The organism is Lysinibacillus sp. BPa_S21 (assembly GCF_023337795.1).
In the GTDB taxonomy this organism is placed as follows: Bacteria; Bacillota; Bacilli; order Bacillales_A; family Planococcaceae; genus Lysinibacillus.
In genome coordinates, this window is the sequence record NZ_JALIRS010000014.1 from 1 (window position 1) to 12,292 (window position 12,292).

Annotated in this window: 13 protein-coding genes; 2 read left to right on the top strand and 11 right to left on the bottom strand. The window is 36.2% G+C overall.

Annotated elements, in window-relative coordinates; genetic code table 11:
* Positions 1-248 precede the first annotated feature (248 nt).
* Together MOK21_RS20255 and MOK21_RS20260 are read right to left on the bottom strand one after the other, a co-directional pair.
* A complete protein-coding gene (locus tag MOK21_RS20255) occupies positions 249-407 on the bottom strand; it encodes a hypothetical protein (protein WP_249075763.1) in 159 nt (52 codons plus the stop codon).
* A gap of 244 nt (positions 408-651) precedes the next feature.
* Positions 652-1,527, bottom strand: coding sequence for a tyrosine-type recombinase/integrase (locus MOK21_RS20260; RefSeq protein WP_249075764.1), 876 nt, complete (start codon positions 1,525-1,527; stop codon positions 652-654).
* A 350-nt stretch (positions 1,528-1,877) separates the two neighbouring features.
* Here MOK21_RS20260 and MOK21_RS20265 point away from each other — a divergent pair, with 350 nt between their 5' ends.
* On the top strand, positions 1,878-2,672 hold the full coding sequence (locus tag MOK21_RS20265; RefSeq protein WP_249075765.1) for an enoyl-CoA hydratase/isomerase family protein: 795 nt from the start codon (positions 1,878-1,880) through the stop codon (positions 2,670-2,672).
* A 47-nt stretch (positions 2,673-2,719) separates the two neighbouring features.
* Here MOK21_RS20265 and MOK21_RS20270 read toward each other — a convergent pair whose 3' ends face one another.
* Positions 2,720-3,535, bottom strand: a complete 816-nt coding sequence (locus MOK21_RS20270; RefSeq protein WP_249075766.1) for a nucleoside/nucleotide kinase family protein — start codon at positions 3,533-3,535, stop codon at positions 2,720-2,722.
* A 221-nt stretch (positions 3,536-3,756) separates the two neighbouring features.
* Here MOK21_RS20270 and MOK21_RS20275 point away from each other — a divergent pair, with 221 nt between their 5' ends.
* A complete protein-coding gene (locus tag MOK21_RS20275) occupies positions 3,757-4,932 on the top strand; it encodes an aminotransferase class I/II-fold pyridoxal phosphate-dependent enzyme (protein ID WP_249075767.1) in 1,176 nt (391 codons plus the stop codon).
* A 30-nt stretch (positions 4,933-4,962) separates the two neighbouring features.
* Here the strand turns inward: MOK21_RS20275 and MOK21_RS20280 are convergent, their stop codons facing one another.
* The 8 genes from MOK21_RS20280 to MOK21_RS20310 all read right to left on the bottom strand — a co-directional run bounded on the left by MOK21_RS20280 (position 4,963) and on the right by MOK21_RS20310 (position 12,238).
* A complete protein-coding gene (locus MOK21_RS20280; protein WP_249075768.1) occupies positions 4,963-5,433 on the bottom strand; it encodes an NUDIX hydrolase in 471 nt (156 codons plus the stop codon).
* A 742-nt stretch (positions 5,434-6,175) separates the two neighbouring features.
* Positions 6,176-7,369, bottom strand: a complete 1,194-nt coding sequence (locus MOK21_RS20285; protein WP_249075769.1) for an MFS transporter — start codon at positions 7,367-7,369, stop codon at positions 6,176-6,178.
* A gap of 72 nt (positions 7,370-7,441) precedes the next feature.
* Positions 7,442-8,092 carry a TetR/AcrR family transcriptional regulator gene (locus MOK21_RS20290; RefSeq protein ID WP_249075770.1) on the bottom strand — a complete coding sequence of 217 codons (651 nt, stop codon included), beginning with the start codon at positions 8,090-8,092 and terminating at the stop codon, positions 7,442-7,444.
* 353 nt (positions 8,093-8,445) lie between these two features.
* Positions 8,446-8,865: a DUF1801 domain-containing protein gene (locus tag MOK21_RS20295; protein WP_249075771.1), complete on the bottom strand. Its 420-nt coding sequence runs from the start codon at positions 8,863-8,865 to the stop codon at positions 8,446-8,448.
* Between the two features lie 76 nt (positions 8,866-8,941).
* Positions 8,942-9,505 (bottom strand): GyrI-like domain-containing protein, encoded by a 564-nt coding sequence (locus tag MOK21_RS20300; RefSeq protein WP_249075772.1) that lies wholly within the window; start codon positions 9,503-9,505, stop codon positions 8,942-8,944.
* A 64-nt stretch (positions 9,506-9,569) separates the two neighbouring features.
* The gene (locus MOK21_RS23925) at positions 9,570-9,926 is read right to left on the bottom strand and encodes a WYL domain-containing protein (protein ID WP_483869395.1); all 357 of its coding nucleotides are present in this window, start codon (positions 9,924-9,926) and stop codon (positions 9,570-9,572) included.
* A 48-nt stretch (positions 9,927-9,974) separates the two neighbouring features.
* The gene (locus MOK21_RS23930; RefSeq protein ID WP_308221946.1) at positions 9,975-10,523 is read right to left on the bottom strand and encodes a helix-turn-helix transcriptional regulator; all 549 of its coding nucleotides are present in this window, start codon (positions 10,521-10,523) and stop codon (positions 9,975-9,977) included.
* 515 nt (positions 10,524-11,038) lie between these two features.
* Positions 11,039-12,238, bottom strand: coding sequence for an AI-2E family transporter (locus MOK21_RS20310; RefSeq protein ID WP_249075773.1), 1,200 nt, complete (start codon positions 12,236-12,238; stop codon positions 11,039-11,041).
* Positions 12,239-12,292: the final 54 nt, after the last annotated feature.

Here is a 12,292-nt window from a genome sequence, read left to right on the forward strand (position 1 = left end):
GAATAATAATACATTCAGGTTTTTTTTATATTAATAATAGAATGAACTCCTATTAAATTTGTTAATAGAGACGTCAAAATAACATATTGTAAGCATAAAAAATTTTAGATTATCAAGTGAGATATAGGAATTTTCTAAGTCTTTTAATTATAGAAATCTTTTAAATTTCTATAATTCAGACTATTAATCCCGCCCATTTATAACAAGACAAAGACGATAATTTGATTTCAAAAAAGGTATTTGATAAATCAATTTGCTTGTGTGCTTTCCACTTTGGTTTGGCAACCCCCTTCAAATTTTATTTTATATTTTGCATGTATTTTTTCTGTTACCTTGTTCAATCTATATTGATTTAGTCTTTCTTTAGTAAATATAGGTTTTTTGTTCCTACCTACTCTTTTTAACAATTAATCCCACCTGATCAGAAGGTATAATTGTATTTCTGCAAAAGTCATAAAAAACACAATGTCTCTTTTGTATGTAACATGTTCCATTAGAAAAAAGCGTTACTATTGTAGAAACGCTTTTATTTGTTCATTATTAGAAAATAAATTGACTGTTCTGATTAAGAATCTAAGAAATTATTGATACTCTCGATAACAATTCAATAAAGGAGAAAAACTATTCTAATCTTTTTTATAAACAACAATTTTATTCAAAACGCCCCTGTCTTTCTGTTAGCACCCACTTTCGGACATAGCCCATTTTTTCTTGAATATTTTCAATTGTTTTTTCACTTTGGAATGCCTTTTGCATAACGGTGTAGCGCAAATCCGTAGCTCTAACATTTGTGCCTATCTCCTTTGACAACGTTTGGAAAATTCGCTCAATTGTTTTCGTTGAGATTGATTTTGATTGACTAGCTTCGCTAACCCAAATCCACTCTCCCATTTTTTCTTTGTGTAATTCCTCTGTCGCTTCTTTATAATTCATTAGCATACCCTTTAACAGCGGAGAAAGTTTTATTTCTCTACGCCCATTTTGGTTAGAAATATATATCATCGCTGAGTCGAAGTTAATATGAGACCATTTCATACGTACAAGCTCTGCTGGTTTACATCCAGTTTCCATAAGCATTTGGACGATACAGCCATTACGTCTAGCTAGCCATGCATGCTCCAAGGTTTTAGCGTATTGAAAATAGGTTGGCCAAACATTTGCAATTTGCATCAATTGTTTAGTTGTCAGTAATGTCAAAGCCTCTTTTTGCCTCTTTTTTGGCTGTAAAATGGTCTCATAGTCAAAAGGCTCAACCCACTCTCTTAAAAAGACAAAGTCTACAAAGCCTCGTAATGTTGCAATTTTATGATTAAACGTGTTGACATTGGCATAGGTCTCTTTCAAATAATTACTATACACAAATAATAATTCTTTCAATTGATGATCTACATTTAAGAAGTTATTTTCATGAGCAAATGTTAGTAATTGCTGCCCATCTATATTGTATTGCTTTTTAGTAGCAGCGCTTTTCTTTAAAGAATTTAAAAATAATACATAGCTATTCCATGCTTCTTTTAATGCGACCATCTGGCTACCCCCCTTATATAACTGTGCGTGTTGTATCTTTAGTTTACTATATTTTGGGCGCGTACGTTTATAAATAATTTTATAAATTATAATGTCGGTTAATCTGTAGTATTCATACACTTCACGGCTTTCAGTGATCGAAACAAATGTTTCTGTAGCAGTGTCTCATACCTTTTGTTTTCTTACAATAGTAATATCCCTTTTTCCTGTTGTAGTACAATTTCTTTAAAATGACTGAATTCTTGTATAACAAAGCTGATTTACATGAAAATTCGTATAATTTAGTGTTTATTGTTGTTTGTGTTATATAATAAGTGTATCAACTATAAAATGTAGGGGGCTTTTCAAGTATGCAAGTAAAAACAACTCGACTTGAAGCAGAAGACGCAAAAATTATTTATCAGGAAACAGCTGGGCTAGCAATTATTACAATCCATCGCCCACAGGCTAAAAACGCATTAACAGCAAATATGTGGGATCAATTAGCTAAAATTGCTCTACAAGTATTGGATAATCCGAAAAATAAAGTGTTGATTTTACGTGGCTCTGGCGAAAACTTTACGGCAGGTTCTGATATTAAAGAATTCAACGCTATCTCTCTTGAAAAAGCCGAAGAAGCATTTGTACATATGGAAAAAACGATTTCCACCATTGAACGTTTACCAATACCAACGATTGGCGTCATTAATGGCCCTGCAATGGGTGCTGGTTTAGAGCTTGCATTAGCTTGTGATATCCGCATTGGCTCTGAAAAAGCAAAGCTCGGTATCCCTGTTGGTAAATTAGGTATCACTTTAAATAACAAATTTGCACAGCGTTTAGTTCAACTTGTTGGCCCTTCTACTACGAAGGATTTAGTATTTACGGGGCGTATGTTTAAAGCTGAAGAAGCCTTCAAGTTAGGCATGCTTAACTATTTAGTAACAGAAAAAGACTTAAATAAATACATGATTCGCATGGGTAAGCTTGTTGCAGGAATGTCACCTGAATCTTTATTAGCTGTGAAGCAATCTGTTCAAGAATGCGTGGACAGTGTTCCAACATTATGGCAAGGTTCAACACCGTTTGTCGGAAAGGATTTTGCAGAAGGTTGCCGTGCCTTTGTAGAAAAGCGTCAACCACAATTTACCCGCCAATCAAAATAGAAAACAGGTACTCTGCTCGCCCCTCTCGCGAATGGAGTACCTGTTTTTTAGGATTTTCGCTTTAACACAACTGACTTAATGTGGAGATGGATTGCATCTAATTCATAACCAAAATGCTGTAGAAATTCCATTTGTATCGTTTTTTGTAATGTGTATAAGCGATCTGGTAAAGAATAATTAATAGGTAGCTTTAGCTGTAATGTAATCGTTGCTTGCGCCATATCCCCTAATATGAATTGTACGTGCTCTACTTTCTGTACAATATCTTGCTTTGCACAGCAAAACGTTAAAAGCTGCACATAAACATGCCGACTAATATCTATATACTCCTGTTGAAAATCAGGGCGAACTATCGTCGTCTCCCCTATTTTTTCACGCTTTGGAGAGAAAATCTCCATCCCCTTTTGAACAAGACGTTTAAAAAAATTTTGCTCGACTTGACGGTACGGTATTGGCATTACATGCTTACCTTGTGTCTGTCGAATAAAGCGCGCTTTTGCAATCTCTTTTTGAGAACGTACATCCTCGACATAGTAATATTGATCGATTGCGCCAAGCTCTAACTGACGAGCGATCGTTTTTGTCATCTTATCGGATGTGCCGATTAGTAAAATCGACTGTACCTTATATGTATCAAGTGCTTTTTTTACTTCCTCACGGTGTGCATCGTCTGTAAAAATAGCTCGACGAACAGCAGTAATCGTATTTTTCTCAAATTTTGCGGAGATACCCGCTACTTTCACACCATTGACAATAAGAAGACCATCATCAATAAGAGCGTCTACCCCGATTTTATGAGCGAAAACAAGGGCACTTGTACTTTTCCCTGTTCCACTTGGACCACTTAAAGAATAAACATTCATGACTTCCAGCTCCTTTCCTTTTATGATAGCAGAATCATAACATTTTTTCTGTTAATATTATTATTTCTAGCAATAGGTAAATCATTTCCGCTAGCCTACGCACACATCTTCTTTAATATAGAAATATATTCTTTTTTCAGAATAACTTTCCCTTTATGTTCTTTAGTATGATAAAATGTGAACTACTATTCTGTTATACAACTATAAGGAGTGTACTAGTTTTGAAAATCGTACCATCTAAAAAAATGTCATTATTTAAACCAGCAATTTTCGGAGATTTAAAAAATCATGCTAAACAACAAGAAGCGAAAGGCATGAAAATGATTGATTTGAGCCTAGGTAGCCCAGACCTTCCCCCAGACGCTAAAATTCGCGAGCATTTATCGCATAGAGCGGGTTTAGCTGAATCTTACGGATATACATTAACCGGCACACAACGTTTTTATGAAGCCGTTAGTCGCTATTATAAACGTCGTAGCAATGTTGATTTAGATCCCGCTTCTGAAATCATTCAAACAATCGGCTCCCAAGAAGGGTTAGTACATTTACCAATCGCCTTTTGCGATCCAGGCGATATCGTCTTATCCACAAACCCAGCGTACGTTGCCTATGATGCAGGAATTCATTTAGCAGGGGCAACTCCTTACTATATGCCTCAAACAGCCGACAACGATTATTTACCAGACTTAGATGCTGTTCCTGAAGATATTGCACAAAAAGCAAAACTACTAATTTTAAACTTACCAGGTAATCCTGTTCCTGCAATGCCTTCATTAGCCTATTTTGAAAAAGTCATTGCGTTTGCGAAAAAATATAACATCATCGTGCTACATGATGCGGCATACTCTGAGTTCTACTTTACAGGTGATGGCCCGATTAGCTTCCTATCTACGCCTGGCGCAAAAGAAGTTGGAATGGAAATTAACTCTTTATCGAAAAGCTTTAGCCTAGCAGGTACACGTATCGCTTATATCGCTGGTAACGCCGAGATGATTGCAATCTTGAAACAATTAAAATCAAATTTAGATTTCGGTATTTTCGAGCCAATTCAAGACGCTGCGGTCGTAGCGCTTGATAACGCAGAGGAAATTACAGCAGGCCTACGTGCAACATTCTCAGAACGCCATAAAACATTAATGAACGGCTTACGTGATTTAGGATGGGATGCAGCCCCTTCTGACGGTGGTATGTTTGTCTGGGCAAAATATCCATACGATATTGACTGCGTAGAGCTTGCCTTTAAAATAATTGAACAAGCTGGTATCGTGACAGTCCCTGGTACTGTATTTGGTTCAGCTGGACAAGGATACTTACGTTTAGCTTTAGTACAACCGAAAGAATTGTTACAAGAAGCTGTTGAACGTTTAGCACAAGTACAAGTGACACCACAAAAATAATTATGTGAACAATATGAAACCCTTCTACCTTTAATGGTTAGAAGGGTTTTTGCTATAGTTGACTATGTAATCTTCAAGTATGGGTATATCAGGCGGACTAATATTTTTAGGTAAATCATTTAATGAGAAAAACTGTAGCATTGTTGCCTCTTCTTGATCATGAATAAGTAAGCCATTATATTCTTTACATTCAAACGCTGTAACAACGTTATATACTTCATCACCGTGCGGATATTGATAATAAAATTTTTGTCCCGAATACGTATTGATTAATGTTAGATTTTTAGCTGTAAGTCCTGTTTCCTCCAATAATTCTCGATGTGCAACTTGCTCTAATGTTTCACCTAGTTCCATTGAGCCCCCAATTAACCCCCAACACTCATTATCTATTCGAAGCTGTAATAAAACCTGTTGATGATTATTAATGACTAAAACACAAGCACCGCACATAATTAATGGTCTAGTTCCAACTTCTTTACGTATATCTTTTATATATCCCATAAAAATCTCCTTTATAAATAGGTTCATTTATAGTCAAAATAATCAAAAGTTAACGTTCTACATCTTTTTACTTATTCCTTCTTTTTACTATAAGTATTAGGTAAACGATCACAAATAAAACTATGTAAGCAATTAAAATAATTCCAAGTTCAACCCAGATGCCGTTTTCGAGTCTATCGAGCCTCGTATAAGGTGGAATCAGTCTGAATACTAACTTGATAATCATGATAGTCAAAGCTATGGCCGCAGCGTCTTTTACATTTCTCATTGATACACCACCTTAAAACATATTCATTTTTGTTTATTTCTCTTTAATGGTTCCTTCATGGATCCTGGTACTAAAGACTAGAAAACTTACGCGTAAAATCAATGCTAGTAATACGATTTGAAATCCCTCAAGGCTCGTAAACATTCCTTCATAACAACTACCACTTTATCTTTTAATGTTGAGAGGTGCTTAATACCAAAAATTTCATTTACTATATTATATAATTTTGGATGGTAAATGTCTTAGAAAGCGAAAATTATGTACCTATTTTAATTCGTATGAAAATTGTTAAAAAGCCGCTACAAATCAATAAAAAAGGATATCCAAATTATTTCGTTTTGAAATCCTTTTTATTGTGTTTTTATGTTTTGTACTCAAAAACAGAACCCATTATCATAAACTGGTCTTTTTTTCATCTACGACCCATTATTATTGTGTAGCATCATTTTTCAACTATCAACACCAGTAGTTCCATTACTTTTTCTCCGTCGCATAATAAATCATCGCCATGGTCGGTAAAGCTATTCCAATCACTAATGCCGCTTTCCAGCCAAACACGGCATATGCCCATCCTCCTGTCGCAGAACCTATAGCACCGCCAGCAAAAAATATGGCCATGTATAAACCATTAAGTCTGCTTCGAAATTCTGCTCCTAATGAGAAAATAGCACGTTGACCAAGCACCAGATTAGCAGAAACCCCCATATCTAAAAGAATGGCGGAAATAACCAAGATTACTAATGATAACGTCGAGCCACTTTGGATCATAAGGGGAAAAATTACAGAAATAATAACTAAAGCTAAAGCGAATCCGGTTGCTGGTCGAACCCAACCTTTATCAGCAAAACGGCCTGCCACAGGTGCAGCTACCGCCCCAGACACCCCAACCAATGCGTACAGTGCCACTTCCTTTTGGGAAAAATTAAAAATTGGACCGGTCAATAACATAGGAACAGTTGTCCAGAACAAACTAAAAGTTCCAAACACACAAAAGTGATAAATTGCTCTACGTTGTAAGACTGGTGTCGTTTTAAGTAAATGAAGCATAGATTTCAGCAGTATTGGATATTGTGTTGTTGTCATTGGCTGCCTTGGAGGCAATAACTTACCTAATACAAGAGCCAGAACAAAAATTATTGCAGCCGAAAAGACAAATATAGCGCGCCAGCCCATATACTCCGCCGCAATACTTGAAATAGGACGGGCGAGCATAATACCAAGTAACAAACCACTCATAACATTACCAACATTTCGGCCGCGTGTGGCATCGGGTGAAAGATGAGCTGCATACGGTACAAGTACCTGAGCTGCTACTGAGCCTAACCCGATAAACAGTGAAGCTGCAAGGAGTAGCGTAGCGCTTTTGACTACTGCAGCAATCGCCAACACGACTGCAGTGAAGAGCAATAAAGTAACAACAAGTTTCCGGTTTTCAAGGATATCTCCCAAAGGAACGATCAATAACAATCCGATTCCGTACCCAATTTGAGTCAGCGTCACGATAAGGCCCGCTGCTCCGGAAGATAATTCTAGTGTAGAACTGATGGGTCCTACTAAAGGCTGCGCATAATAGAGATTAGCAACAATCACGCCACAAGCTATAGCCAGAACAAGCATAATCCACGATGAAACTGGTTTCTCCATTTTCGGTTTTGCGATTGAACTCATAGAAATTCTCCCTCACTTTTTTTAGGTCGCATTTTCCGGAATGATCGTTCCGGAAAACGTAAAAAAATTTGTCTATATCATCTCTATGACAGTATTCATCATGTCATAAATAATTTTTTTATTGTTTTTCACCTTGGATACTACTTTGATACTATGATTAAGGTTAAGCAATAGATGTGATAGAGCCTTTATATCTTTCTTTGGGTCAATTTCTCCCATTTGCTGTCCTTTACTTAATAGTTCATAGAAAGACTGTTCTAATTCCTCAAAACTATCTCGTATCAATTTACGTAGTTGTTCATCCGGTGAATCCAAGCCAATGCTTGCGTTTGTAATCAAGCATCCCTTGGGCAATTCATCATCAAATGCTTGAGTTATATGCTTATCAAAATACTGTCGTATTCCAACTTTTGCAGATGGCGCATTTACCAAAAAATTGCGTTTATTTTGATTGAATTTTTTGTATTGGTGTATTGCCTCAACATAAAGTGTCTGTTTGTCCGTAAAAGTTTCGTACAAACTTGATCTGCTTAACTCCATAGCTTCTAACAAATCCGGAATACTTGTTGCATCGTAGCCTTTTTCCCAAAATACTAACATTGCCTTATGGAGTACGTGCTCCTTGTCAAACTCTTTTGAACGTCCGATGGTAAATTCCTCCTTTGAATATGAATAATATACTATTTCCGGAACGAATAGTCCAGTATTATTTTTTCTACTCAATACTACGGAGGATAAAATCTTCTCCGGTTACCTTATCGACAAATATGTGGTAAGCTTCTACCCTTCATTTTAGTATTTTATGTAATTGTCGTTGTATTTTTTATTCTTTCCTGCTTACCTTTTTGCAGCCATTCTCAGAACGCCATATTGAACGGCATACGTGAATTAGGATGAGATGCAGCTCTTTCGTACAATCGAAAGAATTTTTTACAGGCAACTGTTGATATCGTTTAGCACAAGTGCAAGTAGCACCACAAAAATAATTATCTAAACAACATGCAACCCCTTCTAACTTTTATGGTCGGAAGGGGTTAAGTAAATTAATTTCATATAAAATGTTAAACATCTATTCATTATAAACCAAGCATTGGAAGATGCTTTCGAGTATGATATGTAAGTGCCAATGCAATACACTGTTTTATTTCATTTACTGGTATTTCGTCATTTTCATCAAATACAATCGCTCGATTACCTTCATAGTTGAATACATCTCTATATACCTCTTTAAACGTATCTATTAGCTTCGTATTACAGTTAAAATACATGGCGTATTGATCTGGACGTGATTGTTTCCATCCTATTCTAATTGTACTCCCTTTTTTTGTGATATAACTAGGCTCTCCCCATTTTAACGTTTCTTCCATATGATCTACACTTTCTGTCTCTAATGCCGTATCCAAAATTAACTGGCGAAGAATCAAAAGTTTCGACTGAATGTGTTTTGGATACTGTTTGAATACTTCCTCAACCTTACTATTTTCAATTGCACTCATAGTATTCATTCCTTTTTTAAAATAATAAATATCTCTAGATGCTAACTCGGACAGATTTAGCGATTCAACATGATACCTATTTTATTGAAATATAAATTTCTGCTTGTCCGTCCTCTGGATTAATATCCTTGCTATAATATTCAAAATCACCTGTGAATGCTCGGTTATTGCCTGGCTGTTGAGACCATTGCCAAATATCAGCCCAAGTACGCTGAACCATCTCTATAATTGGTCCACGTTCTGTGACGAATACAGCGTATTTTGCAGCAGGTACAGTAAATGTGTTTATCATTTCTAGGTTTTGAAGTTGTAATTCTTCCTTAATATGAACGCTGACCATTACTTCATAAAGTCCTGCATACCCCTGTTCATAGTTGAAGTAACAGCTATAATGACCATCTTCTTGTATATCAACACCTAACTTTTTACCAATATTTAGAGAATGGAACTTTTCAAATAACTGACCAATTTTGCCATCTTGCGTTTGTTCGGCTTCATTTGTTGTAACTGCACTAATTCCAGCTAACGTGAAGGGGGATAATACCTCAAATCTGCTAGGTTCGATTCGTTCCGTAGTAATGTTGTCTTCAGACGATACTTGAGTCCATTCAGTCATACTTTTTTCTTCGTTCTGTTTCATCCTAAATCATTCTCCTTATTATAGAATAAAACCAGTATAAAACAATAAACCTGACAACTGATTGTCAGGTTGCTTTGTCATTTTTGTAAATGATCGCTATTTTTTTCGCGCGATTAGCTATGATTTCCCGCAAATGTTGAGGCTCAAGCACCTCTACATGATGTCCCAGGCTAAGAATGAAGCTATAGAGCCATTCATTTTCTGGATACGCCTTTTTCACTAGCCAACTACCATCCTCAGCTGGCAAAAGTTCTTCAATTCCAAACCATTCTTCTGCTAAATACCGAGCTTCATCTCGGAATCGAAGGACAACTTCTGGTACATCGGATGGCATTAATTTGCGTTTGCTTTCGACCTGCTTCTCAGTAGCAGGATCTCGACGAATGAAGTTTCTTTCACGATCTACCTCGAGTCCTTTCATTCTTTTTAGTTTAAAAAGGCGAAACTCTTTTTTCTCTAGACAAAAAGCTTATAAATACCATTGTCTTCCTTTAAGCCTGAGCATATGCGGCTCTACTATTCGCTTGGAAACTTCACCTTCTGCATTCGAATAGGTGAAGTACACTAATACACAACTATCTATTGCTTCGTCTAATAGTTGTAATTTCGGACGGAGACGTTCAATACCTTCCCAAGGAGAGTAATCGATTAGTACGCGATTTGTCTTATGTTGAAATTCTTCTTCATGTGCAGGTAGTACGACACTATTTATTTTTTCCACAAGTCGTTGGTTTTGCTCTTTGCCGTATGAAGTGGAGATACTGCGAAGAGCGGTAACAATGGTAGCAAGCTCGTCATTTGTTAGCAAATTTCGATCCAAACGGTAACCTTCTGACAAACCAATGCCACCGTTTGTTCCTTGATAGGTGACGATTGGGATGCCAGCTGCATTAAGGGAGTCAATATCTCGGTATATCGTCCGAATGGATACCTCAAATTGCTCTGCTAGGTCCTTAGCCTGTACCTTTCGACGGTTCAGCAGAATAATAATAATAGATAATAACCTTTCCAGTTTCAAAATATGTAGCCTCCATTTCAATGTTAAGTAATTCTTTGAAACTATTTGATCAGATGATGTTACGCCACAAAAAAAATCATATAAACAACATAAACCCTTCTAACTTTAACGGTTGGAAGGGTTTATGTTGCGTATATTAATTTATCATAATGAAAAGTTAAATCCAAACATCATTTCTGCTGTTTCCAGTATCTTAACACCTTTAGGCTCAACAAACATTTCCCTTTCCTTCAAAATTACTTTTCCAAACTTCTGTATCATCATGTTAATGCGAAACAAAATCCCCTTGTAATTTGACTAGCTAAAATTGATGATCATTCATTTCCGCAAGTACCTTTGGAGACCAGTGATCTTGGAATTTAGCTAATTTCTCTCTTGTAAATTAATCGGCACGAAATTCAGTTTCTGTTCCCTCCTTGCGACCCAAAGTTAACATATTGAGACCTCATTCTTATCGGTATTGTGCAATTTTAATAAAAAACAGCTACTGCACATTCGCAGTAGCTGTCTCTTCATTACACATCATATTTTTGATGACTCTCATCCTCGTAACGATTATAACGCTGTTTAAATAACTTAAATAAATGTGTCACAAGCACTTTAATAATGGCATAGCCCGGAATCCCTAAAATGACACCTGGAACGCCAAATAAAGAACCTGCCGTCAATAAAACGAAAATTATTGTAATTGGATGGATACTTAGTGATTTACCCATAATTTGTGGAGAAATGAATTTCCCTTCAATTAACTGAACGACCGTCCATACAATGGCTAGCTTAATAAGCATGAATGGCGATGTGACAAGTGCGATAATAACCGCTGGTGTAATGGCGATAACTGGCCCTAAGTAAGGAACAACACTCGTAATCATGGCAAGGAATCCAAGCAATAAAGCATATTTCATACCGATAATTAAAAAGCCAATTGTCACCATGGCACCTATGCACATTGACACTAAAATTTGTCCTTGAATATAAGAACTAATTTGCTTGTCCATGTCATGGAAAATTTCGTGCACTTCTTTACGCATACGTGGTGGGCACATTTTTAAAATAAAGCTCGGTAGTTTTTCACCATCTTTAAGTAAGTAAAATAAAATAAACGGTACTGTAACTAATGATAAAACAATTCCTGTTAACGTTGAAACGAAGCCAGTAATACCAGATGCCACGCCTTGAGCTAAATTCGCAGCTGTGTTTTTAACTGTCTCCACGATATCCGTAGTAAAATTCTTCACCATTGCATCGTAGTTTAAATTTATTTTATCTAGGTATTCATTAAAGCGTGAATTATTGAGATAATCAGCAATATTTTGCGTTAACGCCATAAAATATCCCGGAAATTCCTGTGCTAAATTAGTAAATTGGTCTCGCAAAAACGGATAGACTAATACTACTAATAACGTTATTATGCCAATCAGAATGATATATAGAAGGAAGATACCCCAAACTCTTGAGATCCGCCATCTTTCAAAAAGCCCTACTATTGGACGTAATAAATAATAACCAATACTGGCAAGTACCCCTGGTAGAATAACTACCTCAAATAAAACTTTTAGCGGGGTAAATATAAAGGAAACTTTTTGGAACATAAAAATAACGCACGCTAGTAATAATAAAATAATCAGTGTAAAAAATAAGTTTTTACCACCTAAAAAGCGAATGAATTTCGTTGAAAAGAAATTCGAACGCTCTCTTGGCCTCTCTTTTTCCATCTACTCACCTCAATACAAATCCTATATCCCTATAGTACAGGATAATGTTGGATT